Here is a 25,543-nt window from a genome sequence, read left to right as displayed (position 1 = left end):
GGCTTCGTCTGGTCCTTCCGCGGTCCAGGACCACCCGCCGTCCACTTCCCAGCGGCGCTGGTGCCCGGTGCACGGTCGAGGGCACCAGCCCCAGCGGATACGCAATCCACGCCGATCCCCACCGCCGCGCCAGCCGGACCTTGATGATCCGCCGCTCAGTCCGGGTCGGAGTCCGACGTGGGCTCGACAACGGACGTGAGGACCGGTTGGCCATGCCCGCGGCGCCGAGCTCGCGATAGCGGCCGGCCCAGCGTTGCGCGGTACTGACCGACACCTGGAACCTCTCGGCGGCCCGCCTCAGCGGCCAGCCGTCCTCGACGACACACCGGGCCAGGCGCAGCCTGCCCAGCTCGGACAACGGCGCGTTGGCGTGAGCAATCGAGGGCCTCCTGGCTAGCCGGTGCAGATGTCGCAATCCACACCGAACCCGGAGGCCCTCCCTCAATCCAAGATCATCCGACTGTGTGCCGGACCGTTCGCAACCTCTCAAGGCAGTACAGCTACATGAGTTCGAGCAACCCCCGGCGCACCGCTTCGGAGACTGCCGCGGCCCGGTTGTCGACACCCAGTTTCCGGTAGATGCGCACGAGATGCGTCTTGACGGTCGCCTCACTGAGATAGAGGGACTGCGCGATAGAGCGGTTGCTGTGACCATCGGCCATCAACCGGACGACTTCTCTTTCCCGTTCCGTCACCCCGGGCGAAGGACTGATCACGCGGCCGACGAGATGTTCAACGACCTCCGCCGCGAGTCCCATGCCGCCTGCGGCTGCGGCGCGCACAGCTTGGAACAGTTCTTCGGGCGGACCCGCCTTGAGCACGTAGCCGCGCGCGCCGGCCTCCAGCGCGCGTACGACGTCGGCATGTCCGGAGTAACTGGTCAGCATCACCACCACTGTGCCGGGGGCCTCGGCAGTCAGCCGGCGAACTGCCTCGACTCCGTCGATGCCGGCGTCCGTGCCCACGAACCGCAGATCCATCAGCACGACATCGGGCGCCAGGCCGACGGCGAGGAGGACGGCCTCCTCTCCACTGCCCGCCTCCGCGACCACGTCGAAGTCAGGCTCACCGTCGAGCAGCGCCCGCAGTCCGGCCCGTACGACCGCGTGGTCGTCGGCGATCAGCAACCGCAACGGAGAGGTTGTCATGAGACCGCTGAAGAGTTCATCGGCACGATTGGTCCGGACAGCCGGCGAATCGGGAGGGTGGCCCGGATCCGCGTCCCCCGGCCCGGAGCGCTGTCGACGTCGAGAGCACCGCTGTGCTCGCGAAGCCTCGCCTGGGCGGACGGAAGGCCCAGGCCCCGGCTTGAACGGGACACATCGCCGAGGTGAGCATGATCGAATCCGACACCGTCGTCGCACACCTCCAGTTCGACGTGATCCGGGTGGTGGTGCAGGGTCACCGTCACGGTGGTGGCGTGGGCGTGTTCACGGACGTTGGCCAGCGCGCTCTGCGCCACGCGGAACAAGGTGGTGGTGACCTGCTCGCCGATGTCGGGATCGGGAGATCCGGCCGAGCGGAACTGCACACGCTCCGCGATTTCGTCTTGTTGCGCGCGGGCGCACAGCAGGTGCAGCGCGCCCGCCAGGCCGACCTCGGAGACGGCGGACGGAGTGAGGTCCGTGATCATCCGCCGGGTTTCGGCGAGACCCGCGCTCAGGTTGTCGGCAGCCATGCGAACACGGACACGCGCCGCGTCCGGCCGCTCTTCCCAGCTCCGCTCGGCCGCCTGCAACAGCATCACGCTGCCGGACAGTTCCTGGGCAAGCGTGTCGTGCAGGTCTCGGGCGATGCGCGTGCGTTCCTCGAGAACGCCGGCCCGGCGCTGCTCCTGCGCGAGCACGTCCCGCGTGCCGCGCAACTCCTCCACGAGGCGCTGGCGCTCTGCGGCATCCCGCTGCTGCGCCCGGTACAAGGCCACCGTGCCCCAGACAGCGGCCACGGGTACCAGCACGATCTCGGCGTCGAACCGACCGGCGGCCATGGCCAGTTGACCAACCAGCACGACAGTGATCGCGGCTACCGCGATCATGGCTCCACGGCGACCGAGCGCATGCAGAACCGCACACGCCAGCGGCACGGCACACCAGACATACGCAACGGTCAGGAACGGCGGAGTGAGCCCGACGAGGACCGCCCACAGCAGGATCAGGGCCGCGATCCAGGCGTGCCGGGCGAACGCGCCCATCCGGAGCCACAGAGCCAGGCCTGCCGCGTACACCACGGCAAGTACCGCGCTGACGGTCACGATCTCCCAGCACAGTGCGAGGTTCAGACTGGCGAGCCGGACCAGTGCGGCGCCGACGACGATGAAGAACACCAGGTGCTGGACGTGGCGCAGGGCGTACCAGCTCCCGTGTGCCGACGGCGGCGAGTCGGTGGGCCCGCGGTCGGACACGGCAACCCCTTGGATGAATGATCCACTGAGGACAGGGTTGCCGAGTGTATCCGCTGCTGGTGTGGCTCAGGTGAAAGAACTGTGCTCCGGTCCCGCCGGTCGCGGCACCGGAGCACAGTTCGACGGCTACGCGCCGGGGCGCAGTCCGGGCCAGCCGGGCGTGGGGTCGCCCTTGACCTCCCCGAAGTACAGCGCGAAGGTCTGCTTCCAGCGCTCTACCTCGGCGCGGTCGGCCATGAAGCGGGGGAAGCCGTCGAGGTGGGCGTTCGGGTACTTCCAGATCGGCTTCAGGCCGGCTGGAGGAGTGACGTCCGTGCGTACCGACCAGCCGTTGAAGGACGCCTGCTGCTGTGTGAGGGACAGCTGCCAGTTCAGGTAGAGCTTGGCGGCGGCAGGGTTCTTGGCCTGCTTGAGAATCGCGGCCCGCTGGCCCCAGGCCATGAACGGATGCCCGTCGGCGACCACGAACCTCACGGGTGCCGACGCGGGAGCGGCCAGCGAGCCGGCGCCGCCGATGCCGATCGCCTTCTCCCCAGCCATCACCGCCTCGCCCGGAGTGTTGCTGCCGCGAGCGAATCGCACGTCCTGAGCGGCCAGTTTGGCCACCCAGTCCCAGCCGTAGGTCTGTGCGTAGAGCGAGTAGAGGTAGAGGACGGCGTCGTCATCGTGCGGGAACGACGAGGCGATCTTGCCCTTCCACTTCGGGTCGACCAGATCCAGTGGGGTGCGCGGCGGGGCCGAACCAACCGCCGGCGGACCGTACATGAAGCTGAAGGCGAGCGCCGAGACGGCGACCCACGCGCCCTGCGGATCCTTGAACGCGTCGTAGACCTTCGAGAACCCGGCGGGCTTGTAACGCAGCAGGCGACCCTGCTCCTTCCAACGCACGAAGTCCTGAACGGTCTGGAGCTGCACGACGTCCGGAACGGGAGTGCCGGTGGCGAACTGGTTGTCGACCCGGACGTCGTGATACTTGCTGTAGTCCACGATCAACGTCAGGGCGATGTCCGGGAAACGGGCCTTGAAGGCAGCCTTGGTGCCGTCCTGCTGGGTCGGTGTGTCGCCGCCGGCGTAGATGATGAGCTTGCCACCTTCCCCGAGCGCGGCCTGGTAGAGCTCGTCGAGCGTCCTGGTCTCCTCCGGCCCGCCGGGGTGCGGTGCCCCGGCGGGCGAAGCCGCGGCGCCGGCGGCACCGAAAGCGCTGAAGCCCAAGGCTGCGCCAGCCCCGGCGGCAAGGACACGTCGTCTGCTGAGGGAGCTTGACAAGGTGAGGAAGCCTCTCTGCGGGGGAGGTACACGGTCAGGCGACTGTCATCCTCGTGTGACCGAGAGGATCTCCGCGTCATCCGGGCGGAGAGAAAAACGCGCTGGAGATGGACGCCGCGTTCAACCGAACGATTGAACGCCCACGGCAACGGGCGTCTCTTCGAGATCGTGACGAAACGCGCTCGTGTGTGGAACCGTGGCGGGACGACCCAACAGATCAGGCGCGAACGCTTTGCCGTCCAATCCCTCTGACAGTGGCATCGCGCAAGTGCTCACCACCTTTGCAGGGACTGCGGAAGCGATTCTGCAGACCGGTGCGGTGCATGGAGACGTAACGCTGCATACCGCGTCCTTGTCCTCCGCAGCCGTGGTGCCGCAACAACTTCCCGCCGCGACGGGCGTGTTCACTGGACGGGCTGAGGAACTTGAGGCCCTGGACCGCGCATCTTGACCGGCGCTGGCCCGCATCTCCCTCGAACTGTCACGCCGGAACCGGGTTCTGCAGCCTTGTTCACAGCCGGCATGACGATGGTGGTGTCGGCAACGGCGCTGCGCGGCACGACACGGGTGCGTCGCCTTGTCGGCACTGGAGGTGTCAGCCTGGTGATCGTCGACTCGGTCAGCATGATCGAGCCCCGTCGGAACACGGCCGCAACCGGTCGGCTTCGCGGGCCCGGCTCGGAAGCCGCTGATCTCGCGACGTGACACGGGCCCGCCACCAACGCGGTGACGGGCCCGTGTTCGTGCACCGGGAACTGCTGTCTAGACCGGTTCGAGCAGTGCGGAGATCCGGGCGACCCGGCCGTTCGCGCCGAACTCGAAGTGCAGGTAGCGGTTGCCGACCTCGTACCGGTCGAAGCTCGGACCGCTGCGTTCCGGGCTGCCCAGGAACGCCGTGACCTCGTCGCGAGTGGCGGTGGCGGAGAGACCCTGTACCAGCTCGTCGGGACGCGGGTACACGCCGTAGGTCTCGTCCTCGGAATCCGGCTGGGTCCGCACCATCACCGAGGCCAGGACGTCGTCTTCGAAGAGCAGTTCCGTACCGGCCTCCTTGAAGACGAAGTACGTGGACTTCTCACCGTCGAAGTCGTACTCGCTGACCTCCATCTGGGGGCCGACCAGGACGATCGCGTCGAGGATGCGGCTGTCGCCCTGGCGGTGGCCCAGCACGTCCAGCAGCACGGTGATCTCACCGGAGACCGTGGTCATATGCCCTTCTTTCGGTTCTCGGCTTTGATCTTGTCCAAGGCCGCGTCGACGTCCTTGGCCGAGTAGCCGTGAGCGAGGAGGTTCTTGCGGGTCGTAGCGTAGTCCCTGTTCGCGGCCTTGCTGAGGTCCGCCGCGTCGTCCTCGATCTGCTTCTTCGTGTTCTTGCCGCGGAAGGTGTCGCTCTTGGCGTGGACGTCTTTCGGGACCTCGATCGCGTTCGCCTTGTTGTGCAGGGCGTCGGCCTCTTGCTTCGTCAGTTTGCGGCCGAGCCGCTTCTCCTCGGCGCGCTTGAGCGCGGCCGACGACGGGATGTGGTCGTGCTCCAGGTTGTCGCCGACCTTCTCCCGCTTCTTGAGGTTGGCGTACGAGTCGACGTCGAGCGGCTGAACGTTGTTGCCGGCCGGGCGCTTGGCCGTGCGCAGCTTCGTGCCGATGGGGTTGAAGACCCCGGCGTTGGTGATGGTCTTGTTCGCCTTGGGCTTCTTGACCTTAGGCACTGAGCACCTGGCTGATGGCGAGATCGATCGCCTGGTCCAGGAGGATCGAGGTGATCTCCTTGAAGATGGGGATCTCCAGCAGCGAGGCGCCGAACGTCGGGACCGCGGTGGCGATGGCCTGGGCGATCTGGATGGCGAGCATGGCCAGCTGCACGACGACGGCGATCTTGAGTGCGACCACCACGCCCGCGCAGACGTAGAGGCCGGCACCGATCAGCGACGAGGCGGTGGCGCCGTCCTCGAGGTTCTTCCTCGGTGCCTCCTCGTCGTTCCAGAACGCCTTGAAGCCGTCGATGGCCGCGCCCCTGTTCGCGCTCAGCACCTGCTGGGCGTGCTCCTCGGCGGCGGCCGCGGCGGGGCCGAGCCGGTCGGCGAAGTCCGACCAGAGACCGCCGAGGTCGAAGAGCTTGCCCTCGTCGCTCTCCGGCCAGTTGAAGCCCAGGGTGTTGAGCAGCCCGGACAGCTCCGGGGGCAGCATCATGCCGGTGGTCATGCCTGTTCTCCCAACAGCTGCTGGAACGTGCCCTGGTTGGTGCTCTCGACGGCCGAGTAGTCGTCGGCCATGCCCTGCAGGTTCTGGCCGATCTCCGCGAGACCGTCGGCGTTGTCCTCGAACGACTCGAACGCGGCCTCGGAGACGATCTGGTAGATCGTGCCCAGCGCCGAGCCGAGCTCGTCGCCGCCGAACGCGCCGGTCAGACCTTCGACCTGGCTGCGGAACGCGGCGATGTCACTCGTCAGGGAGTCGCCGGTCCCCAGGATCTCCTTCGCGGATCCGCCGATCATCTCGGCGGACACTTCCATCCCGGACATCGTTGTCACTCCCTAGTCGACGGTGCGCATGATCGAGGTGAGGTTGGTCGTGTAGGCGCGCAGGTGCTGCATGCTCTGCTCGCGGACCTTTTCTGCTTGTTCACTGACCGCCTGCAATGCGGCGACGTCCAGCGTGGGTCTGTCCGCCGCGGTGGACAGGCGTTCCCACTCGTCGATCGCGGTGTTGACCGCCTGGATCACCGCCTGCGTCAGCTGCGCGGGCGGGAACTGCAACGCGACAACCGTCAGCGTCAAGGCATCGACCTGGCCGCTGGTAACGGCGGCGTTGACCTCGTTGTCGTCGTCACGGCCTTCACCGACGACCATCGGCGCCGGATCCGCCGACAGCGCCGCCTGGGTGGAGGTCACCACGTCCATCGCGTCCTGGAAAACGTGGCCGACGTACTGGGGCGTGCTGTCACCGCTGATACCGGTCTTCGCCATCGACGCCTCGAGCAGGCCCTGGATCCGGCGCAACGCCTCGCCACCCTGCCGGGTGAAGTCCGCAAGCTGCTGACCCAGCGCGGCGAGGTCGGGGCCTGGATCACCGGCGCCGGGCATGTCGATCAACGACTGCTCCAAGGCGGCGTTGATGGCCTCTCTCATCGGCTTCGACACGGCACCGGGCGGCTGTGTGAGCAGATCCGGGTGGATGTCGAGCCAGATGATCCGGCGGTTCCGCACCACGACACTCACACCCGGCGCCGTGGCGACCGAGTCCTCGAGCTCGTACGGCTCTGGTGCCGGCGGCATGTACCCCGCTCTCGCCAACGCCAGCCGATGGTGCTGCTCAGCGAGCCGGGCCTCGTAATTTTGGCTTCCGTCCGCCCTGTCGCCCTCTGTCATGAAATACCTCCCTGTTTCGGAGAGTAGCAACATGATCACGAGGTGATGACTCGAAAGGCTGAATGTGGTCCCTCGAACGGACCATTTGATACGGAGAGTCCATATATCCGTAGTTGATTAATCTGAATGGGGGTGTGGGCTGCGAGATGCAGGAGTGCGCAAGATGACGGGAAATGCCGCGGCGATCCCCACCACGCTTCCAGCTGATCGAAGGCGCAGGCCACGTCCCGGCCCGCGAGAAGCCGAACGCAGTGCTCACCGCTGTGGACGCCTTCCTTGGCGCCACAGAAGCGCAGCATCACATTCGACGGTGCCGTTGGCGAATTCGGCACAGGGCCGTTGACGGGCCCGGCTCGCCACGCTGGCGTTGGAAGGCGTTCGTCCCTGACGAGGCTGTTCCTGGAGGAGGTGATCCGCGAGCAGTTCGGCGTCGAGTTCGACGTCCTCGACGTCGCGGAAGCGGACGAACGGCGGCGCCGTCTCGATCGCTCGCGCGCTTCCGGATCCGGCGCACGGCAAAGCTGTTCGCGAGGCCACGCTCCGTTCCGTCGAGGCCGTGATCACGCAGTCCCGACCTTCAGGCGATCGTCGTGCCGCCGTCGACCGTGAGGATCGTGCCGGTCGCCCACGGCTGCGTCATGAGATAGAGGTACGCGTGGGCGATCTCCTCCACCTCGCCGACCCGTTGCAACGGCAGCGTCTTGCCGACATCCAGGTAGAGCTGTTCGGCGTCCGGGCCCCACAACGGGCTGCGCACCACGCCGGGGCTGACCGCGTTGACCCGCAGCGGCGCCAGTTCGATCGCGAGCGCCTTGGTCAGCGCCTCGACCGCGCCGCAGATGCTCGCCGCGACCGCCCAACCCGGCCCCGGTCGGTCCTTCGCGATGCCGGTGGTGAGCGTGATCGAGGTGGTCACCCGCGCGGCTCTGACGGCGTCGAGCACGCTGAAGTACCTGAGACCGAAGAAACTTCTCGCGCGGTCGCGGTCGAAGTCGTTGAGCGTCATCAGTTCGAGCGGCTCCCCCGCCGTGTAGACGAGGTGGTCGATCTCGCCGATGGTGTCGAAAGCCTCGGTGATGGCTGCGGGATCGGCCAGGTCGGTCGGGTGGGCGGCGAAGCCGGCCGGTGGTTTGCGCGAAACGATCGTGACTTCCGCGCCTGCCTGTTGCGCCGCTTTTGCCGTCGCGAGCCCGATTCCCGATGAGCCGCCGAGGACTGCGATCCGCTGTCCGTCCAGTGTGGATTTCATGGTTTCGAGCGTGCACCCGCGGCAGGCGCGTGGTCCAAGACCTGCTCGGTCGTGCGCGATACCCTGGAGGTATGGACCTGGACCTGCGAAGGTGCGGTACTTCGTGGCGGTCGCCGAGCACCTGAACTTCGGCCGCGCCGCCGAGGCCCTGCACATCGCGCAACCCGTGCTGTCCCGGCAGATCCGCGCGCTGGAGACCGAGCTGAAGGTGCAGCTGTTCGACCGTTCGTCGAAGGGAACCTCGCTGACACCGGCCGGCTCGCGGCTGCTGGAGGACGCCCGCCCGTTGCTCACGCAGACCTCGGCGTTGCTGCGACGGGTCGGTGTGACGGACACGTTCACAGTCGGGTTCATGCCGGGTCTGATCGTCACGCCCGCGGTGCGGCTGCTGGCGTCGCGGCATCCCGGTCTGCAGGTCGACGTGCTGCGCACGACGTGGGAGGACCAGGTCGACGTCATCCACGACGGGCGCGTCGACGTGAGCTGTGTGCGGCTGCCGGTTCCGTTGGACGGGCTCCGGCACGTTCCGCTGTTCGACGAGCCGCGCGTGGCCGTGGTGCCGGCGACGCATCGGCTGGCGGGCAGGGAAAGCGTGCTGGAGGCGGATCTGCCGTTGTCGACCGCGACCTTCTACTCTCGCGAGGACCTCGTGCACGTGCCGATCGAGGACATCGCGCCGGCCGAGGTGGCACTGGCGTGGGCCGAACACCGGCACACGCCGCTCATCGCCGAGTTCGCCGAGATCGCCCAGCAGATGTGAAGCGGTCGTCGGCTTGGTCGACGACCGCGCCGAGGTCGTCGATCAAGCTCCTGACCTGAGGCGGTCATCAGCCGACGTCGTCGAATTCCAGGCGTCGCCGGGCGAGTTCGGCGTGCCGGCCCAGCAGCTCGTCGGGCCGGACTCTCTCGCCTCCCGAGAAGGGCGCGGGCGCCGGATCCATCGGGGCGCGGACCTCGTAGTCGCCTTCAGCCGTTACGGGTCCCGCTCGGCGACGGCGATCGCCCGTGCGGTGCCCGTCTAGGCCGCGTTCCAGACGCCGGCGTCGGAGATCCACGCACCGGTGCGCGCCAGCGTCTTCCGGTCGAGGACGCGGTAGCTGGTGGTGTCCCTGTCCCACTGAGCGAACAACGGGAACAGGTCAGTCGCCGCGTGCTGCCGGTAGACGATGACGACCTCGTTGACGAGCGCTTTGGGGTCGCTGCTGAGGATCGTGCTGTGCTCCAGCGCGTCGGTGTGGCGCTTGGCCAGCATGGTCGCGTCGACCGGAATGATGGCGCCGCCGGGGAGCAGCACCCGGCCGTTGATGCCGTAACGGGCGCGGATCGGGGCCTTCGGGTCGACGTTGTCGTCGACGAACACCGCGCCCATGTCGCTGCTCTGCGCCAAACGCAGGCGGGCGAACCTGCTGCGGTACTCGCGCAACTTGTCGGCGTCGGGCTTGTCCAGCGAGGAGAGGGCGGCGAAGACCTGGGAGTCGGTCTCGGTGGGCGCGGGCGTGAACACGACCACGGCCTCGTCGTAGGGCTTGAGCTGCTTCAGGATCGGACGGGCCGAGGTCAGCAGGGTGCCGCTGAGGTCGTGCAGGCCCAGCTCGTCCTTGCGGTTGGCGCTGCCGTGGCCGGAGAAGAAGTTGGCCGGTTCGGTGCGGGCGAGGATGCCGCCCGGTGCCCGGTCGAGGTAGATCTGCCGCTCCTTCGCGAGGTCCTTGCGGTCGTGCCGGTTCATGATGCCGAACGTGCCACCGCGGCCCTTGGCGTTGACCTGGCGGGCGGTCATCCGGTTGGAGGTGAACACCTTCTCCCAGTCCTCCAGGGCCTCCCGCCGCTTGACGTCGGCCCACCACGCGCTGATCTGCGCCGCCCGCGCGGTCCACGTCGTCCCGGAACCGCCGAGTGCGTGCAACCCCGCTTCGAGCAACCGCTGCTCGGTCGCGGCCTGCGCCTGCTTGCGCTCCTCGGCCAGCTTGGCCTGCTCAGCGATCCACTGCTTGTCGGTGCGGCGCTTGAAGTCCGTCTCGACCTTCTCGTAGTCGGCCTGGGGCAGCAGCTGCGGGCTCGCCTTGCCCAACATCGCCAAGACCTGGCGGAAGTCCTCTTCCGGCAGCTCGTCGGTGTATTCGCGGTAGACGGGGTTGACCCGGTTCTCCACCGGGTCGAAGGCCAGGCCTCCGGCTTCGAGCAACTTGAGCAGCGCGGGCGCGGCGTCCTCGCCCACAGCCCGGGCCCACTTACGTCGTTCGATCTTCATGCACCATCTCCTGCCATCGGATGACCATGGACAGGATCTGGCCGACTTGATCGTCCGTTACCGCCGTCGCGCCAGATTCGCTCGAACGCCGTGAAGTCGGATCGAGGTGGAAACAGGCGCAGGCAACGGTTTCCGGCGCCTCGGTCGCCGCCGCGATGACCGCCTGATCGCCACGCACGCGGCGTCACCGTGATCGCGGAGCCAGTCAGCTTGACGCAGTGCGAGCCCAGACCCGCGAACCTCGGCACACATCCGGCCGAGTGGCCGGCCGAAGGGTTCGCGGGTCCTGAGCCGCACTGGCCTGCGGGGGTTTTGTTCCAGCAGGTCAGTACGGGTTGGACGCCACAGGAATCCACTCCGTCTTCACCGTCACCGCGTCCAGCACGTCGGCCAACGGCGTCACACCCAGCCCCGGCCCCGTCGGAACGGGCAGGTGGCCGTCCTGGAGCACGAACGGCTCGGTGACGTCCAGCTGGTAGTAGCGGCCGGACGCCGAAGTGTCGCCCGGCAGCGTGCAGCCGGGCAACGCCGCCAGCGCCACGTTCGCGGCCCTGCCGATGCCGGTCTCGAGCATCCCGCCGACCCACACCGCGACGTTGTTCGCCGCGCACACGTCGTGGATGCGCCGCGCCTCCAGGTACCCGCCGACCCTGCCGGGCTTGATGTTGACGATCTGGCAGGCGCCGAGCCTGATCGCGTCGGCCGCCGACGACGCCGAGGTGATCGACTCGTCCAGGCAGATCGGCGTCCGCACGACCTTGGCGAGCTCGGCGTGGGCGAGCAGCTCCTCCTCGGCCAGCGGCTGTTCGATCAGCAGCAGGTCGAACGGGTCGAGCTTCGCGAGGTGCCGGGCGTCGCCCAGCGTGTACGCGGTGTTCGCGTCGACCTGCAGCAACACGTCGTCACCGAACCGCTCGCGCACGGCCCGCACGGGTTCGACGTCCCAGCCGGGCTCGATCTTCAGCTTGATCCGCTCGTAGCCCTCGTCGAGGTAGCCGCCGACGGCGTCGAGCAGCTCGGGGATCGAGTTCATGATCCCGACCGACACCCCGCACGGCACGCGATCGCGGACAGCGCCCAGCTCACGGCCGAACGACACGCCACGAGCGCGCAGTTCGGCGTCCAGGACGGCCATCTCCAGCGCCGCCTTGGCCATCCGATGACCGTGGAACCTCGCCAGCCGGGGTGCGACGGAGATGCCGTCGACCGGTCCGGTCAGCGCCGGGATGAAGAACCGCCGCAGCACGTCGGCGCAGCCCTCCACGTACTCCGGCGAGTACACCGGATCGACCAGGGCACCGCACTCGCCCCAGCCCTCGCCCTCGTCCGTGACCGCGCGCAGCAGCAGCAACTGCCGCACGGTCTGCGTGCCGAACGAGGTGCGGAACGGCGACTTCAGCGGCATCTCGACCCAGCGGATCTCCACCCCGGTCAGCTTCACGACTCACTGCTCCTCTCGACGACGTACCAGCCGGACCTGTCGAACCCGGTTATCCGCGCACCGCTCGCGAGCAGCCCGCCGAGCACCTCCCGCACGGCGTGACGCCACTCGTCTGCCACCGCCGGGTTCGTGGCCCGCAGCGACTCGACGTCCGGCGGCACGGCGACCAGAACCGTGCTGCCGGAACACACTCCCGGCACCGGCCGGCCGTCCTCGGAGATCCCGAGCCCGACCACACCCGTCGCGTTGACGGTCCGCGGCCGGCCCTCGCACGCGGCCACCGCCGCGGGGGAGGAGATGCGCCAGCTGACCAGCAGCCGGTCGGTCTCGCCGCCGCCGTTGATGTCGTCGTGCATGTGGCCGTAGAAGTCGGGCAGGTACTCGGTCGCGTCGGCGGCGAGCTTGCCCAGGTTGAAATAGGCGTTGCGGCGCACCAGCGGGTCGAACGTCCAGCTGACCTCGGTGAGCCCGCGTTCGAGCGCCCACGTCCGCTGGTCGAGCTTGAGCGCGTAGCCGACGTTGCGTCCGCGCATGCCCGCCGCCACCCCGGCGATGTGGCTGTGCAGCGCACCGGCGGCGGGGGGCGAGCAGAACCCGATGCAGGCACCCACCAGGGCGTCGCCGTCGAACGCGCCCGCGACGTAGCTGCCCGCCTTCGTCATCGCCCTCAGCAGCTCGGCGGTGACCGGGGGAGTGCCGCCGTCGCCGGTCGGCCGCCAGATCGACTCGTACAACCGTTGCGTGGCCAGGAGTTCCGCGTAGTCCGTGAGCTGACGAACCACCACGTTCTGCTTCACCATCGTCATGTCAGCTCCTTGACGAGCGCCGCGAGCAGCTGGGTGCGCGGAACGAGCTCCGACACCAGCACGTGCTCGCTCTCGGCGTGCGCACCGCCACCGACGGCTCCAAGGCCGTCGAGCGTCGGAACTCCCACGCCCGCGGTGAAGTTGCCGTCCGACGCGCCGCCGACCGCGGCCTGCGTGATCCCGGGGAGGAGCGCGGAGGCCCGTTCGAACAACGCGGAGGAAGCGGACAGCTCCAGCGGCGGGCGGTTCGGGCCGCCGGACACCTCGACCTTCGCGCCGTCGAGCGCGGGGCGCAGCGCCTTCATGTCCTCGTCCACCCGGCGCTGTTCCTCCAGGTTCCGCACGCGCACGTCCACCATGAACCTCCCTTGTGCGGGAACGGTGTTCGTCGTCGTGCCGGAGGAGAGCACGGTCGGTACGACGGTGGTCCCGGCGACGGAGTCGGCCAGTTGCGAGACCGCCAGAATCTGGTGCGCGGCCTCGATCGTGGCGTTCACCCCGCGTTCGGGTTCGAGCCCGGCGTGCGAGGCGCGTCCGTGCAACGTCACCTCGTACATCGACGTGCCCTTGCGCTCGGTCTTCAGCGCGCCGCCGTCCGCGGAGCCCTCGCACACCAGGACAGCCGCGTGCTCCACGGCCTCGGTCTCGATCAGCCCGCGCGACGTCGGCGAGCCGATCTCCTCGTCGCCGGTGATGAGAACCGTGACGCCGTCGGGGGAACCGAGCGCCGCGACGGCGTGGAAGATCATCGCGACGCCGGTCTTCATGTCGAAGCAGCCGGGCCCGCGCAGCACACCGTCCCGCACGCTGAACGGAATCCGCTCCAGCGTGCCGATCGGCCACACCGTGTCGTGGTGGCCGAGCAGCAACACCCTGCGCGGTCCCGATCCCAGCCGCCACCGCAGGTGCGTGCGGCCGTCGAGCACGATCCGTTCCGGCTGCGAGCCGAGCAGCGCGGCACCCACCGCGGCGGTGACCTCGGCACTGCGGGCGACCGCCGCCAGGTCGGTGGACGGCGACTCGCAGGACACGAGCCGCTCGATGTCGTCGATCAGGTTCATCAGGACACCTTCGGCGTTGCGCGGACACCCATGTGCACGTACTGCTCCCCGGTCGGCAGCGTGTAGAAGACCAGTGAGGACCAGCTCTTGGAGTCCGGCCACAGGTAGAGGAATCGCCCGTCGCCGGCGGGGACGAGGTCGACCGCGGGCGGCTTCGGGAACATGCCCGCCATCGGACCGGTCGGCGTCACGTCCAATTGCAGCCCGTGCTCGCCCTCGACGATGTCGAGCCTCATCGAGGCCCGCTCGTACCTGCCGAGGTACGGTGCGTTGTCCACAGTGGGCGGTTCGGCCGCGGGCTGCCGTGGCATCGGCATGTCGATGCCCGCCAGTTCGGCGAAGATCTCCTTGTACAGCTCCAGATATACCTCACGGGCCGTGTCGCCGTTGGTCAGCAACGTGACCGCGAGGTCGTGCTCCGGCAGGATGCGCAGGAACGCGGACTGGCCGATGGTGTTGCCGTCGTGGCCGATCAGCCGTGCCCCGTCCCAGCCGAACCGGATCCAGCCGACGCCCCACGAGTCGCCCAGCGCCTCCTGGTCGGGCACGTCGGTCTGCTTCTCGGTCATCGCAGCGGTGGACGCCTCGGACAGCACCCGCGTGCCGTCCTCGGCGACGCCGCCGTTGAGGTGCATCCGCGCGAACTTCAGCACGTCCTCCGCGCTCGCGAAGATCGTCCCGGCCGGGCCGAGCGAGCGCGGCAGCATCCACACCGGCGCCGTTTCGAGCTTCTCGTCCTTGGTGACGTGGCCGACCGCCGCGCGGTGCAGCAGCGCCTCCTCCGGCAACGTGCCGGCGCGGGTGAGTCCTAGCGGCTCGTAGAGCCTCTCGCGCATCGCCACGTCCCACGTCTTGCCGGTGAGCTTCTCGATCACCCGGCCGGCCAGGACGAAACCGGCGTTGCTGTAGGAGAAGGTCGCGCCGAGCGGGTGGTTCTGGGCGGCGTCGGCGAGCAGTTCGGTGTAGAGCTCCAGGCAGTTGTCGCCGCGGCCGGTGTCGGTGAAGTTGTCGCCGTCGATGCCGCTGGTGTGCGTGAGGAGGTGCCGCATGGTCACCTTCTGCTCGACCACCGGGTCGGACAGCTTCAGCTCGGGCAGCACGTCGACGATTGGGGCGTCGAGGTCGAGCAGTCCCTCGTCGACGAGCTGCATGACGACCGTCGTCGTCCACACCTTGCCCATCGAACCGATCTGGAAGATCGTGTCGTCGGTGACCTCGACGCCGGTCGTCAGGTTCAGCACGCCGTGGTGCGCCTGGATCGTGTCGCCCTTGTAGAGGATGCCGAGTGCCGCTCCTGGCAGGTCGTGCTTCTTGGAGAGTGCGGAAAGCCTGCGCTGCCAGTGCTTCTGGTCGAGCGGCTTGCGGTTCTCCGCGTACTCGCGCACCCAGTCGATCACACGGCGGTTGAAGTCCGCGCGGTGCGACGGCTTGCCGTTCAGGATGAACAGGTGCGACTCGTCCGGGTAGAGCACCAGCTCGGTGGGCACGCCGTTCTGGCGCAACGCGGTGAACCACTGCTCGGCCTGGCCCACGGGGCACCGGTCGTCGGCCGCGCCCTGGTAGATCAGCGTCGGCGTGCTGACGTCACCGACGCGCGTCAGCGGGGACAGCTCCGCGAGGTGCTCGCCGGTGCCGCCCAGTTCGAGCGCGGTCAGGTAGTGGCCGCCGTCCGAGGTGCCCGCCATGCTCGTCAGGTCGCTGACCACGCCACCCGCGACGGCGGCGGCGAACCTCGGGTCGCGGCTGGTCAGGTAGCAGGTCATGAAGCCGCCGTAGCTGTAGCCGGTGACGGCGAGCTTGGCCGGGTCGGCGAGTCCCTCCGCGACGAGCTGGTCGACCGGCTCCAGGAAGTCGCCTGCGTCGGCCTTGCCCCACGCGCCGAGCGCGGCCCGGTAGAAGGCCTCGCCGTAGCCGTCGCTGCCGCGCGGGTTGAGCAGCAGCACCGTCCAGCCCTGCTGTGCCAGCACCTGGTGGTAGAGGTGGACCGGGTCGGCGGCACCGTTCCACGCGTTGTGCGGGCCGCCGTGGATGTCCAGCAGCAGCGGCGAAGGACCGGTGTTCTCCGGGTCGCGGACGAGCCAGCCGTGCACGACGGTGCCGTCCGAGATCGTGAACTCCCGTTCCTCGCGGACGAACGGCTCGATGCTGCCGTGTCCGGTGTGGACGGTCGTCTCGCCGGTGGTGAGGTCGACGGTGGCGATCTCACCGTACGAGGTGGGCGTGCCCAGGACGACGGCCGCGGTGTCACCGGCGACGGAAAGCCCTGCCACCACGCGGGAGTCTCCGCCCAGCACCAGGCGCGGCCCGTCGCCGCCTTCGAGGTCGACGGCGTAGAGCTGGGTGCAGCCCCGGTCACGGGCGCAGAACAACACCGTGGCGCCGTGCTGGACCGGCAGTCCGCCGGGGTATCCCGCCATGCCGGGCATGAGGTTGCGGTCGAGCGACGCTGACAGGTTCCTGACCGTGCCGTCGAGCTCCAGGAGCAGGAGGTCGAGGTGGCCGGCGTCGGCGGTGGTGCGCCCGACGACCAGCAGACCGGCCTCGGTCCACGTGACCGTCGCGGCCTGCCCCTCGGCGAGTCCGACGAGCCGCGGTTCCGCGTGGCCGTCGACCTCGACGACGTGCACCGGCACGCGGAACGTCAGGTCGGCGTCCTCGTCGCGCGAGGCCGTGAAGGCGAGCTTCGTTCCGTCCGGTGACCACGCGGGAGTGTTCGCGTGCCAGTCTCCGCTGGTCAGCTGCCGGACCTCGCGGGTCTCCAGGTCGAGGACGTGCAGGTGGGCGCGGACGCTGCGCAGGTACCCGGCCCCGTCCGCCTTGTGGTCCAGGCGGCTCGTGACGATCGGCGCGGAGGCGTCGGCGATGTCCACGGGTGCCGAGAACGCGAGCTTCGTGCCGTCGGCGTTCCACACCGGTGCGCCCGCGCCGAGCGCGAGTTCCGTGAGCTGCTCGGGTTCGCCGTCCAGCAGCCAGATCTGCGGCGGGCCGTCCTGGGCGCGCAGGAAGGCGATCCTGCCGTCCGGCGACCACGCCGGTGACGTGTCGGACTTCCCCCTGGTGAGCTGTTTCGTCCTGCCGTCCGACACCCGCCAGAGCGCGCGCTCGTCGCGGTCGTTCTCGCGGTCGGTGGTGCGCAGGACGTAGACGATCTCGGTTCCGTCGGGCGAGATCGCGGGCTGCTCCGGCAGTGCGTGGCCGTACAGGTCCTCGACGGTGGTCATGACGCGGATCCCCTCAGTTCGGAACGGAACAGGTCGAGCACGTTCTGGCCCAGGACGCGGACGACGTCGTCCTCGGGCCATCCCCTCTTCAGCAGTGCCTCGGTCACCAGCGGCAGTCCTGCCGGTCCTTCCAGCCCCGGCAGGAAGCGGTCGGTCGGGACGCCCTCGATGAACTGGGCCTCGCAGCACGGCGGCGTGGTGTCCTCCAGGACCTCCTTGACGAAGTCCGGGCCGAGGCCGACGTGCCGGACGCCCATGACGCCCGCGATGTGCTCGACGTGGTCGACCAGGCGGTCGATCGTGAAGTCGGACTCGTGCAGGAACGGCGCGAAGAAGTTCACGCACACCACGCCGCCGTTGTCCGCGATGCCCTTGATCTGGGCGTCGGTGAGGTTGCGGTGGTGGTCGCGCAACGCCCGTGCCGACGAGTGCGTCGCCATCACCGGCCGGGTCGAGAGCTCCAGCACGTGGTCGACGCCCGCCGCGCTCAGGTGGCTGACGTCGAAGATCATGCCGAGACGTTCCATCTCGGCGTGCGCGGCGACGCCTGCCCTGGTCAGCCTGCTGCCGGTGGCGTCCTCGCCGCTGCCGTCGGCCAGCGCGGTGCGGCCGAAGTGCGCGAGGGACGCGATCCGCACGCCCAGCCGGTACAGCGTCTCCAGCAGTTCGACGTCCTCGCCCACGCCCGGCGCGCTCTCCAGCGCGAGCACGAGTGCGATGCGGTCGTCGTCGAGTGCCTCGTCGATCTCGGCGCCGGTGACGCAGAGCCTGGTCTCCGGGCTCGCCTCGGCGACGCGGTGCGCGACCTCGATCATCCGCAACGTCTGCCGCAACGCGCCTTCCGGCCGGAACACGTCGTCGATGAACACCGGCAGGACCTGCAGGTTCACCCCGCCCGCCTGCAGTTGCGGCAGCCACCGTTCGCGGAAGTGCGGCACCCACCGCTCGACCGGGCGGTGGACGAGCGCGTCCAAGAGGTCGTTGTGGGTGTCCGCGACGACGCTGCGCCCGTGCAGATCGTCGATCATGAAGCCTCCAGCCTCGTGTCACGCCTGGGCGCGGCCGCGAGCAGCTCGCGCGTGTACTCGTGCCGGGGGTCGGCGAGCACCTGCGCGGCCGGCCCCTCCTCCACGATCTTGCCCGCCTGCATCACCGCGACGCGGTCGCTCACGTACCGCACGACGGCGAGGTTGTGCGAGATGAACAGCATGGTCAGGCCGAACTGCCGTTGCAGGTCGCGGACCAGGTTCAGAACGGCGCCCTGCACCGACACGTCCAGCGCGGACGTGATCTCGTCGGCGATGATCACCTTCGGCCTCCCCGCCAGTGCCCTGGCGAGCGCGACCCGTTGCCGTTGCCCGCCGGAGAGCCTCGCCGGCAGCGCGGTGGCCCGGCCGGGGTCGAGGTTCACCAGTTCGAGCAGCCTCGCGACCTCGGCCTTGCGGTCGGTGCCGCGCGGCATGGCCTCGGCGATCGTGTTGCCGATGCTCATCCTCGGGTCGAGCGACGAGTACGGGTCCTGGAAGACCATCTGGACCTTGCCGTCCGCGTGCACCCGTCCCTCGGTGGGCCTGATGAGGCGGACGGCGGTGGCGGCGAGAGTGGACTTGCCGGAGCCCGACTCGCCGACCAGGCCCACGACCTGGCCCGACGGCACGGTGAGACTGACGTCGTCGACCGCCGTGTGGTGGCCGAAGCGGACGGTGACGTTGCTGAAGACGAGGTCGGTCATCGCGCACCTGCCAGTTCGCTCTCGGACTTCCAGCACGCGACCCGGTGATCAGGGCCGAAGGCTTCGAGCTCGGGTTCGTCGGTCCGGCACTGGTCGTCGGCGAGCGGGCAGCGCGGCGCGAACGGGCACCCCTGGCCGATCTCGCCGGGCTCCGGTGGCCGGCCGGGGATGACGGCGAGCGGCGCGTCCCGGTCCGTGTCGAGGTCGGGCACCGCCTTGAGCAGCGCCGTCGTGTACGGGTGCCGCGCCGCCGTGAACAGCTCGCCCGTCGGCAGTTCCTCGACGATCCGGCCCGCGTACATCACGAGCACGCGGTCGCAGGTCTGCGCCACCACCGTGATGTCGTGGCTGATCAGCAGCACCGCGGCGCCGCGCTCCTCGCGGATTCTGGCGAGCAGCTTGAGGACCTCGCGCTGCACCGTCACGTCGAGCGCGGTGGTGGGTTCGTCGGCGATCACCAGCTGGGGTTCGCCCATCAGACCCATCGCGATCATCGCCCGCTGCCGCATCCCGCCGGAGAACTCGTGCGGGTACTGCTTCGCCCGGCGTTCCGGCTCCGGGATCCGCACCGCTTCGAGACGGCCGATCGCCTTGCGCAGCGCGGCTTTGCGGCTGAGCCCCTGGTGCACCTCGGAGACCTCGGCGACCTGCCCGCCGATGCGCCGGGTGGGGTTGAACGACGTCATCGGGTCCTGGAACACCATCGCCAGCCGCGTGCCCAGCTCGCGGTCCGGGGTCTGGCCGAGGGGTTTTCCGTTGAACCGCAACGTGTCGGCGGTGACCGTGCCGGGATGTTCGACGAGCCGCGACACGGCCAGCGCCGTGAGACTCTTGCCGGAACCGGACTCGCCGACCACGCCGATCATCTCTCCGTTGTGGACGGTGAACGACACACCCCGCACCGGCGTGATCCCGCCGGGGAAGGTGACGTGCAGGTTCCGGACGGTCAGCAGCCCGCTCTCGTTAGTGCCGCCGGTGGACTCCGGCGCGCGGACCGCGGTGCCGCGAGGCTGCCGCTCCCGGTGGCCTGCCGCGGCGGCCTCGCCGAACAGGTTGAACGCCAGCCCCGCGAGCACCACGGCGATCGCGGGCCCGAGCGCGGGCGCGGGGGAGATGTAGATGCGGCTCAGGCCTTCGCCGAGCAGCCGGCCCCAGTCGTAAGAGGGCGCCTGCACGCCGATGCCGAGGAACGACAACCCGGCGAACGCGGTCAGCGCCGACCCCGCCACGAGGGTGGCGTTGATGACGAGCGGCTCGGCGATGTTGGGAAGGACGTGCCGGGTCAGCAGCCGGAACCGGCCCACCCCGCACACCCGCGCCGCCTTGATGAAGTCGCGCCCGCTCACCGACGCCGTCAGCGTCTGGGTGAGCCGGGCGAACGACGGCGTGATCGCGAACGCGATCGCCAGCACCGCGCCGATCGTCCCGGTGCCGAAGATGACGGCGAAGAACAGCGCCAGCAACAGCGCGGGGAACGCGACGGCGATGTTGACCGCCGACGTGACGATCCTGGCGGCCCACCGCGGCAGCACCGAGGGCGCCGACCCGAGGACCAGGCCGGTGACCACGCCGATCAGCGTCGCGAGCAGTGCCAGCCCGATGGTCAGCCTGGTGGCCACCAGCACCCGGTAGAAGATGTCGCGGCCGAGCTGGTCGGTGCCGAGGAGGTGCTCGGCGGACGGGCCCTGCTGGATGGAGTCGGTGTCGATGGCTCCCGCGCGGTCGCCCCAGAGGAGCGGGGCGAAGATCGCCAGGGCGAGGAGGACCGTGAGGAGGACGGCGGAGGCCGCGCCCACGGGGGACCGGAGGACGGCTAGGCGGCGCATGCTGCCTCCCCGGTGGTCGGTGACGTGGGTGTGGGACGGGGAGCGGTGTGCGTTTTGGCGGTGGTCGCGAGGGTGCGCGGGCGCATCACGCCTCCCTGATCGTCGAACGCGGATCGAGCAGCGCCAGCGCCACGTCGACGACCAGGTTCACCAGCAGCACCCCGGCCCCGTACACCAGCACGATTCCCTGCACGGCCGGGTAGTCCTTCTGCTGGATCGAGCCGACGATGGTCGAGCCCAGTCCCGGCCACGCGAACACGTTCTCCACCAGCACGGTTCCGGCGACCAGGGCGGCGAGCATCATGCCGCCCAGGGTCAGGGTCGCGGTGACGGCGTTGGGCAGCGCGTGCCGCACGTACACCAGGCGTGACGGCAGGCGTTTGGCGCGGGCTGTTCGCACGAAGTCGTTGCCCAGCACGGAGAGCAGCTCCACGCGCACGATCCTGGCGAGCACCGCGGCCGGGCCGATGGCCAGGGCGAGCACCGGTAGCACCCACGAACCCGCGGCGTCGTTGCCCGCCACGGGGAAGAGGCCCAGCTGCACGGCGAGCAGGCTCACGAGCCCCACCGCGAGCAGGAACTCCGGGATCGCCGCGAGCACGACGCTGGTCGAGGTGAACGCCAGCTCGCCGCCACGGCGGCGGCCGCCCCTGGTCAGGATCGCCATGACGACGCCGACCGGCACCGCCACGACGACCACGACCAGGAACGCGAGCACCGCCAGCTGCACGGTCGCGGGCAGGCGGTCGCCGATCAGTGAGGAGACCGGCGTGCCGCTGATCAGCGACGTGCCGAACTCGCCGCGGAACAGCCCCTCCAGGTAGTGCCAGTACTGCACGGGCAACGGGTCGTCGAGGCCCAGCGCCGCACGGCGGGCGGCGACGAGGTCCGGTGGCGCGGACAGGCCCAGTGACTCGCGGACCGGGTCGCCGGGGATCAGGTGGATCATCAGGAAGGCCGCGGTCACCAGCACCCACAGCGAGGTCAGGAAGCGCAGGGCCCGCCGGCGCGCGAAAGGTGCCCAGCCGGCAGCGGTCATGAGGCCAGCATCCGGATCGAGGCCGGGTCGACGCTGTCGCTGATCGTGAACTTCGCGCCCTTGACGAACGTGGGCACGACGGCGTCGAAGTACGGCACCAGACTGGCGTCGCGGACCAGGGCGGCCTCGGCCTTGTTCCAGTGCTCGCACCCGGCCGCGCCGGCGAGACTCGCCGCCTTCGTCGACTCCGCGGCGAACTCCGCGTTGTCGATGTGCGCGAAGTTCACGCCTTGCGGCGGCACCGGACCGGCGGCGAACGACACCAGCTGGCTCGGCAGCGACAACGTCAGCGGCACCATCGCCGCGTCCCACGCGCCGGTGCCGAACATGGCCTGGTTGATGCCGGCGGCGTCGCCCGGCTGGATCTCCACCCGCACGCCGATGCCCTGCCACGCCTGCTGGACCAGCTCGGCGGTCGCGGTCAGCGTCGGGCCGAGGACGGTCGGCTGGAGCAGCTTGAGCGACAACGGCTTGCCGTCCTTCGACCGCGTGCCGTCCGGCCCCGCCCGCCAGCCCGCGGTGTCGAGCGCGCTCGCGGCGGCCGCCTTGTCGAACGCGGGCAGGTTCGGCGTCACGTTGTCGCCGGTGCAGGGACGGGGCTCGACGGTCACGAGGGTTTTCGACGGCCTGCCCTTGCCGGTGGTCAGCACCTTGCCGACCTGCGCGAGGTCGAGTGCCTGCAGAAGCGCCCGGCGCACGGCGGGATCCTGACCGGGATGGCCGTCGGCCTGGTTGAACGACAGCGTCCCCAGCGGCGTGACGGTGTCGACGTGGTCGAGTTTCTGGGCGAGCAGGCGTTCCTGGTCGGGGCCCGCCACCTGCGCGGCGGTGAGCTGGCCGGACAGCAGCAGGTTCACGGCGGTCGTCTCGTTCGCGATCACCCGGACGACGACCTTGTCCGGCAGGCCCTGCTGGTCCTTCTGCCAGTCGCCGGGTCCCCACGCGAAGTCCTTGCGCCGCACCAGGGTGTAGTGGTCGTTCGGCACGATCTCGGAGACCGTGAACATGCCGGTGCCCTGTTCGCCCTTGGCGAGCAACGAACGGTCGCTCATGCCCTTGGCGCACACGATCGGCAGCGTGCCGACGTTGGTCAGCAGGAACGCGTCCGGTGCGCCGCTGGTGACGGTGACGGTGCGGGTCGCGTCGTCCGCCGTGGCCGTGGTGCCGGGAACGACCTGGAGCCCGGCGAGCGCGGAGTTGTTCTTCGGGTCGCCGACGAACGTGATGTTCGCGGCGACGTCGGCGGCGGTCAGCGGCGCTCCGTCGGCGCACGTGATGCCTTGGCGCAGCGTGAAAGTCGCGGTCGTGGTGGTGGCGTCCCACTTCTCGGCGAGGCCGGCGACGATCTCACCACTCGAGGTGCGTTCGATCAGGCTGCCGTAGAGGAACCGGCCGACCTGCCGCGCCACCGACAGGACCGTCAGTGCGGGATCGAGCGAACCCGGATCCGCGCCGACGGACATGGTGAAGGTCCTGCCCTCGGCCAGTTCCTGGCTTCCGGACGTGGCCGTCGTCCCGCACGCGGCGAGGACGAGGACTCCGAGCAGGGCTACCGCGCGCTTCATGACGTCCTCCGGAGCTGGTCGACGGCGAGGCGTCCGGCGCGGCCGATCACCGCGTCGGCGGCGGGGTCGCGCAGGTCGAGCGATTGAGAGCGGGTGAACACCGCGACGGCGTAGCTGTGGCCGTCCGGGTAGGTGACGACACCGGCCTCGTTGCGGACGCTGGGCAGCGTGCCGGTCTTGGCGGCGACCTGGACGTCGGCGGGGAAGCCCGACGAGAGCCGGTGCGGCCAGATCTGCTGCGCCATGATCGACCGGACCCGCTGGCACGCCTCGGGTTCCGCCACGCGGTCGGTCCAGATGGCGTCGAGAAAGGTCGTGATCTCCCTCGGCGTCGAGGAAGTGGTGCGGTCGGGATCCACGATGGACAGCTTCGAGACGAGCTCCCAGGTCGGGCCCGCGAGCACCTCCTCGACGTCGTTCGTGCCCAGGTCCGCGGCCACCGAGGCGAAGAGGTCCTCACAGCAGCCCAGAATCCGGGTGCGCTCCAGCCCCGCCTTGACCAGCACGGCGTCGACCGCGGCCTGGCCGACGCGGTGGAAGACGACGTCCGTCGCGGCGTTGTCGCTCATCGTCATCATGAACAACGCCAGGTCGCGCCAGCTCATCTCGACGTCGTCGGCACACCCCGCGGTGCCGATCCCGCCGATGCGGTAGCGGGACGTGACGCGCGTCCGTTCGGTCTCGTCGAGCCGTCCCGCCGACACCTCGGCGGCGTAGGCGACGGCGACCGGGATCTTGAACACCGACGCCAGCACGACCTGGTCGTCCGCGCGGTGACCGAACTCCGGACCGTCCACCCCGATCTCGCGGGCGTGGACGAACCCCTCCACGCCGGCCTCCGCGAACACCTCGGCGATCACGGCGCCACCCGGCGGTCCGCGCGGCCGGTGTGCAGGAACAGCGCCCGCCCGTTGCCGTCGTCGCCGACGAACGCGTGCGGCATGTGGATGCCGTGCACCGGTTCCGCCGCGACGAGTGTGTCGTCCCGCCACGGCACCAGTTCGGTCTTGCCCGCGGACTCCGGGCTGAGCTCGGCCATGATCCCCTTCGGGATGACCTCCATCCAGATCCGGCCGTCCGCGTCCTGGGTGATCACGCGCTCGCTGACCGCCGACACGTACACGCCGGTGAACCGGTCGCCGTCGACGCGCGCGGGCTCCGCGGCGGGCTCGGGCATGGCCGGCAGTTCGACGCCGGTGAGCTCGCGCAGCACGTGCCGGAAGATCGCCTGGTAGAGGTCGATGGTCTTGCCGCCGTTGGTCAGCAACGCGACGGCGACGCCGTGCTCGGGAACCAGGCGCAGGAAGGCGTTCTGCCCGATCGTGCCGCCGTCGTGGCCGATGACCGTCGCCTGTGGATAGTGGAACAGCTCCCAGCCCAGGCCCCACGCGTCGCCCATCAACGCGAGGTCGGGCACCTGCACCTGAACCTTCTGCATGGCCTCGACACCGGCGGGCGACAACACGGAGGCACCGGCGTTCATGTGCATCCGCGCGAACTTCAGCAGGTCACTGGCGCTCATGGCGAGCATGGAGCCTGCCGGGGCGTTCGACCGCACCAGCGCCCAGACCGGCGCCACCTGCGGCCCGGACTCCTCGTCGGGCGTGAGGTGCCCGACGGCGGCGCGGTGCATGATCGCCTCGTAGGCGTCCGCGGCGGCGTGGGTCAGGCCGAGCGGGGCGAACAGGTGCTCGCGCAGGCAGTCGTCGTACGGCTTGCCGCGCATGACCTCCACGATCCGGCCGAGCACGCAGTAGCCGGCGTTGTTGTAGCTGAACATCTCGCCGGGTGCGAAGAGCTGGGGTGTGTCGTGCAGCGTGGCGACGTACTTCTCCACGCAGTCGTCACCGCGGCCGGTGTCGGTGAAGAGGTCGCCCTCGAAGCCCGAGGTGTGGTTCAGCAGCTGCCGCACCGTGATCCGCGCGGCGGCGTCCTCGTCGGCGACGCGGAACTCGGGCAGGTAGTCCCGCACGGGCGCGTCGAGGTCCAGCAGGTCCTCGTCGACGAGCTGCATCGCGAGCGTCGCCGTCCAGACCTTGGTGATCGACCCGATCTGGAACAGCGAGTCGGTCGTCGTCTCGACGCCGGTGTTCTTGTTGAGCACGCCCGCCGCGGCCTCGGCCACGTCGTCGCCGACGGTGACGGCCACCGCGGCCCCCGGCACGTCGTGCTCGGCGGCCAGTCGCGGCAGGTTCTCCTGCAGCCACTCGTTGATCTCGTTGAGCTTGGACATCCGCGCCCCATCCCACGTCGACGTGACTCCGGTCACCGGCAACGCTAGGTTTCGCGGCCTCGCGGTCACCTCGTCGTGGCCGACGAATCT

General features: G+C 69.6%; 25 protein-coding genes and 2 pseudogenes. 3 read left to right on the top strand and 24 right to left on the bottom strand.

What is annotated here, in order from left to right; genetic code table 11:
* Nucleotides 1–7: 7 nt before the first annotated feature.
* The 4 genes and pseudogenes from ACIRG5_RS19950 to ACIRG5_RS19935 form a co-directional block, all read right to left on the bottom strand.
* Nucleotides 8–379, bottom strand: a pseudogene (locus ACIRG5_RS19950) (leucine zipper domain-containing protein); the annotation flags it as partial.
* 121 nt (nucleotides 380–500) lie between these two features.
* Nucleotides 501–1,148 carry a response regulator gene (locus ACIRG5_RS19945; protein ID WP_402906539.1) on the bottom strand — a complete coding sequence of 216 codons (648 nt, stop codon included), beginning with the start codon at nucleotides 1,146–1,148 and terminating at the stop codon, nucleotides 501–503.
* Complete coding sequence (locus ACIRG5_RS19940; RefSeq protein ID WP_402906537.1) at nucleotides 1,145–2,401, bottom strand: sensor histidine kinase; 1,257 nt, start codon at nucleotides 2,399–2,401, stop codon at nucleotides 1,145–1,147. Before ACIRG5_RS19940 ends, ACIRG5_RS19945 begins: the two co-directional genes overlap by 4 nt.
* Nucleotides 2,402–2,527: 126 nt before the next feature.
* Nucleotides 2,528–3,613 carry an ABC transporter substrate-binding protein gene (locus tag ACIRG5_RS19935; protein ID WP_402906535.1) on the bottom strand — a complete coding sequence of 362 codons (1,086 nt, stop codon included), beginning with the start codon at nucleotides 3,611–3,613 and terminating at the stop codon, nucleotides 2,528–2,530.
* Between the two features lie 576 nt (nucleotides 3,614–4,189).
* Between ACIRG5_RS19935 and ACIRG5_RS19930 the strand changes: the two genes are divergently transcribed.
* Nucleotides 4,190–4,372, top strand: coding sequence for a hypothetical protein (locus tag ACIRG5_RS19930; RefSeq protein WP_402906533.1), 183 nt, complete (start codon nucleotides 4,190–4,192; stop codon nucleotides 4,370–4,372).
* A 57-nt stretch (nucleotides 4,373–4,429) separates the two neighbouring features.
* Here ACIRG5_RS19930 and ACIRG5_RS19925 read toward each other — a convergent pair whose 3' ends face one another.
* From ACIRG5_RS19925 to ACIRG5_RS19895, 7 genes are all read right to left on the bottom strand, one after another.
* Nucleotides 4,430–4,876, bottom strand: coding sequence for a hypothetical protein (locus tag ACIRG5_RS19925; RefSeq protein WP_402906531.1), 447 nt, complete (start codon nucleotides 4,874–4,876; stop codon nucleotides 4,430–4,432).
* Nucleotides 4,873–5,373 (bottom strand): hypothetical protein, encoded by a 501-nt coding sequence (locus ACIRG5_RS19920; RefSeq protein WP_402906530.1) that lies wholly within the window; start codon nucleotides 5,371–5,373, stop codon nucleotides 4,873–4,875. Before ACIRG5_RS19920 ends, ACIRG5_RS19925 begins: the two co-directional genes overlap by 4 nt.
* Nucleotides 5,366–5,866: a hypothetical protein gene (locus ACIRG5_RS19915; RefSeq protein ID WP_402906528.1), complete on the bottom strand. Its 501-nt coding sequence runs from the start codon at nucleotides 5,864–5,866 to the stop codon at nucleotides 5,366–5,368. Before ACIRG5_RS19915 ends, ACIRG5_RS19920 begins: the two co-directional genes overlap by 8 nt.
* Complete coding sequence (locus ACIRG5_RS19910) at nucleotides 5,863–6,186, bottom strand: WXG100 family type VII secretion target (RefSeq protein WP_402906526.1); 324 nt, start codon at nucleotides 6,184–6,186, stop codon at nucleotides 5,863–5,865. The genes ACIRG5_RS19915 and ACIRG5_RS19910 overlap by 4 nt, the downstream gene beginning before the upstream one ends.
* A gap of 12 nt (nucleotides 6,187–6,198) precedes the next feature.
* Complete coding sequence (locus ACIRG5_RS19905) at nucleotides 6,199–7,032, bottom strand: hypothetical protein (protein ID WP_402906524.1); 834 nt, start codon at nucleotides 7,030–7,032, stop codon at nucleotides 6,199–6,201.
* Nucleotides 7,033–7,287: 255 nt separating this feature from the next.
* A complete protein-coding gene (locus ACIRG5_RS19900) occupies nucleotides 7,288–7,596 on the bottom strand; it encodes a hypothetical protein (protein WP_402906522.1) in 309 nt (102 codons plus the stop codon).
* Between the two features lie 13 nt (nucleotides 7,597–7,609).
* Nucleotides 7,610–8,281: an SDR family oxidoreductase gene (locus ACIRG5_RS19895; protein WP_402906520.1), complete on the bottom strand. Its 672-nt coding sequence runs from the start codon at nucleotides 8,279–8,281 to the stop codon at nucleotides 7,610–7,612.
* 91 nt (nucleotides 8,282–8,372) lie between these two features.
* Here ACIRG5_RS19895 and ACIRG5_RS19890 point away from each other — a divergent pair, with 91 nt between their 5' ends.
* Both ACIRG5_RS19890 and ACIRG5_RS19885 read left to right on the top strand, forming a co-directional pair.
* Nucleotides 8,373–9,041 (top strand): LysR family transcriptional regulator, encoded by a 669-nt coding sequence (locus ACIRG5_RS19890; protein ID WP_402906518.1) that lies wholly within the window; start codon nucleotides 8,373–8,375, stop codon nucleotides 9,039–9,041.
* A gap of 13 nt (nucleotides 9,042–9,054) precedes the next feature.
* Nucleotides 9,055–9,303, top strand: coding sequence for a hypothetical protein (locus tag ACIRG5_RS19885; RefSeq protein ID WP_402906516.1), 249 nt, complete (start codon nucleotides 9,055–9,057; stop codon nucleotides 9,301–9,303).
* Here the strand turns inward: ACIRG5_RS19885 and ACIRG5_RS19880 are convergent.
* The 13 genes and pseudogenes from ACIRG5_RS19880 to ACIRG5_RS19820 form a co-directional block, all read right to left on the bottom strand.
* A complete protein-coding gene (locus ACIRG5_RS19880) occupies nucleotides 9,300–10,529 on the bottom strand; it encodes a hypothetical protein (RefSeq protein ID WP_402906514.1) in 1,230 nt (409 codons plus the stop codon). The two genes, ACIRG5_RS19885 and ACIRG5_RS19880, sit on opposite strands and share 4 nt — an antisense overlap.
* The gene (locus ACIRG5_RS19875; RefSeq protein ID WP_402906512.1) at nucleotides 10,510–10,707 is read right to left on the bottom strand and encodes a hypothetical protein; all 198 of its coding nucleotides are present in this window, start codon (nucleotides 10,705–10,707) and stop codon (nucleotides 10,510–10,512) included. The genes ACIRG5_RS19880 and ACIRG5_RS19875 overlap by 20 nt, the downstream gene beginning before the upstream one ends.
* 147 nt (nucleotides 10,708–10,854) lie before the next feature.
* Nucleotides 10,855–11,970, bottom strand: coding sequence for an o-succinylbenzoate synthase (menC, locus tag ACIRG5_RS19870; protein WP_402906510.1), 1,116 nt, complete (start codon nucleotides 11,968–11,970; stop codon nucleotides 10,855–10,857).
* Complete coding sequence (locus ACIRG5_RS19865) at nucleotides 11,967–12,776, bottom strand: GNAT family N-acetyltransferase (protein ID WP_402906509.1); 810 nt, start codon at nucleotides 12,774–12,776, stop codon at nucleotides 11,967–11,969. The genes menC and ACIRG5_RS19865 overlap by 4 nt, the downstream gene beginning before the upstream one ends.
* Nucleotides 12,773–13,837 carry a M20 family metallopeptidase gene (locus ACIRG5_RS19860; RefSeq protein ID WP_402906507.1) on the bottom strand — a complete coding sequence of 355 codons (1,065 nt, stop codon included), beginning with the start codon at nucleotides 13,835–13,837 and terminating at the stop codon, nucleotides 12,773–12,775. Before ACIRG5_RS19860 ends, ACIRG5_RS19865 begins: the two co-directional genes overlap by 4 nt.
* Nucleotides 13,837–17,058: an LpqB family beta-propeller domain-containing protein gene (locus ACIRG5_RS19855; protein ID WP_402906505.1), complete on the bottom strand. Its 3,222-nt coding sequence runs from the start codon at nucleotides 17,056–17,058 to the stop codon at nucleotides 13,837–13,839. Before ACIRG5_RS19855 ends, ACIRG5_RS19860 begins: the two co-directional genes overlap by 1 nt.
* Nucleotides 17,055–18,086 carry a dipeptidase gene (locus ACIRG5_RS19850; protein WP_402906503.1) on the bottom strand — a complete coding sequence of 344 codons (1,032 nt, stop codon included), beginning with the start codon at nucleotides 18,084–18,086 and terminating at the stop codon, nucleotides 17,055–17,057. Before ACIRG5_RS19850 ends, ACIRG5_RS19855 begins: the two co-directional genes overlap by 4 nt.
* A gap of 8 nt (nucleotides 18,087–18,094) precedes the next feature.
* Nucleotides 18,095–18,790 (bottom strand): annotated as a pseudogene (locus tag ACIRG5_RS19845) (ABC transporter ATP-binding protein); the annotation flags it as partial.
* The gene (locus ACIRG5_RS19840) at nucleotides 18,787–20,616 is read right to left on the bottom strand and encodes a dipeptide/oligopeptide/nickel ABC transporter permease/ATP-binding protein (RefSeq protein ID WP_402906501.1); all 1,830 of its coding nucleotides are present in this window, start codon (nucleotides 20,614–20,616) and stop codon (nucleotides 18,787–18,789) included. The gene ACIRG5_RS19840 and the pseudogene ACIRG5_RS19845, both read right to left, overlap by 4 nt.
* Before the next feature lie 85 nt (nucleotides 20,617–20,701).
* Nucleotides 20,702–21,655 (bottom strand): ABC transporter permease, encoded by a 954-nt coding sequence (locus ACIRG5_RS19835; protein ID WP_402906499.1) that lies wholly within the window; start codon nucleotides 21,653–21,655, stop codon nucleotides 20,702–20,704.
* Complete coding sequence (locus tag ACIRG5_RS19830) at nucleotides 21,652–23,220, bottom strand: ABC transporter substrate-binding protein (protein ID WP_402906497.1); 1,569 nt, start codon at nucleotides 23,218–23,220, stop codon at nucleotides 21,652–21,654. Before ACIRG5_RS19830 ends, ACIRG5_RS19835 begins: the two co-directional genes overlap by 4 nt.
* Nucleotides 23,217–24,080, bottom strand: coding sequence for a serine hydrolase (locus ACIRG5_RS19825; RefSeq protein WP_402906496.1), 864 nt, complete (start codon nucleotides 24,078–24,080; stop codon nucleotides 23,217–23,219). The genes ACIRG5_RS19830 and ACIRG5_RS19825 overlap by 4 nt, the downstream gene beginning before the upstream one ends.
* The gene (locus tag ACIRG5_RS19820) at nucleotides 24,077–25,453 is read right to left on the bottom strand and encodes a serine hydrolase domain-containing protein (RefSeq protein ID WP_319979669.1); all 1,377 of its coding nucleotides are present in this window, start codon (nucleotides 25,451–25,453) and stop codon (nucleotides 24,077–24,079) included. The genes ACIRG5_RS19825 and ACIRG5_RS19820 overlap by 4 nt, the downstream gene beginning before the upstream one ends.
* Nucleotides 25,454–25,543: the final 90 nt, after the last annotated feature.

The organism is Lentzea sp. NPDC102401, assembly GCF_044765805.1.
Classification (GTDB): Bacteria; Actinomycetota; Actinomycetes; order Mycobacteriales; family Pseudonocardiaceae; genus Lentzea; species Lentzea sokolovensis.
This window is presented reverse-complemented; position numbering and strand designations above follow the sequence as displayed.

Coding starts and splice junctions, on each gene's coding strand:
- ACIRG5_RS19855 (WP_402906505.1), bottom strand. CDS start 17,058: ATGACCACCGTCGAGGACCTGTACGGCCACGCACTGCCGGAGCAGCCC.
- ACIRG5_RS19830 (WP_402906497.1), bottom strand. CDS start 23,220: ATGAAGCGCGCGGTAGCCCTGCTCGGAGTCCTCGTCCTCGCCGCGTGC.
- ACIRG5_RS19945 (WP_402906539.1), bottom strand. CDS start 1,148: ATGACAACCTCTCCGTTGCGGTTGCTGATCGCCGACGACCACGCGGTC.
- ACIRG5_RS19840 (WP_402906501.1), bottom strand. CDS start 20,616: ATGCGCCGCCTAGCCGTCCTCCGGTCCCCCGTGGGCGCGGCCTCCGCC.
- ACIRG5_RS19930 (WP_402906533.1), top strand. CDS start 4,190: ATGACGATGGTGGTGTCGGCAACGGCGCTGCGCGGCACGACACGGGTG.
- ACIRG5_RS19880 (WP_402906514.1), bottom strand. CDS start 10,529: ATGAAGATCGAACGACGTAAGTGGGCCCGGGCTGTGGGCGAGGACGCC.
- ACIRG5_RS19905 (WP_402906524.1), bottom strand. CDS start 7,032: ATGACAGAGGGCGACAGGGCGGACGGAAGCCAAAATTACGAGGCCCGG.
- ACIRG5_RS19865 (WP_402906509.1), bottom strand. CDS start 12,776: ATGACGATGGTGAAGCAGAACGTGGTGGTTCGTCAGCTCACGGACTAC.
- ACIRG5_RS19860 (WP_402906507.1), bottom strand. CDS start 13,837: ATGAACCTGATCGACGACATCGAGCGGCTCGTGTCCTGCGAGTCGCCG.
- ACIRG5_RS19895 (WP_402906520.1), bottom strand. CDS start 8,281: ATGAAATCCACACTGGACGGACAGCGGATCGCAGTCCTCGGCGGCTCA.
- ACIRG5_RS19820 (WP_319979669.1), bottom strand. CDS start 25,453: ATGTCCAAGCTCAACGAGATCAACGAGTGGCTGCAGGAGAACCTGCCG.
- ACIRG5_RS19850 (WP_402906503.1), bottom strand. CDS start 18,086: ATGATCGACGATCTGCACGGGCGCAGCGTCGTCGCGGACACCCACAAC.
- ACIRG5_RS19835 (WP_402906499.1), bottom strand. CDS start 21,655: ATGACCGCTGCCGGCTGGGCACCTTTCGCGCGCCGGCGGGCCCTGCGC.
- ACIRG5_RS19910 (WP_402906526.1), bottom strand. CDS start 6,186: ATGTCCGGGATGGAAGTGTCCGCCGAGATGATCGGCGGATCCGCGAAG.
- ACIRG5_RS19925 (WP_402906531.1), bottom strand. CDS start 4,876: ATGACCACGGTCTCCGGTGAGATCACCGTGCTGCTGGACGTGCTGGGC.
- ACIRG5_RS19915 (WP_402906528.1), bottom strand. CDS start 5,866: ATGACCACCGGCATGATGCTGCCCCCGGAGCTGTCCGGGCTGCTCAAC.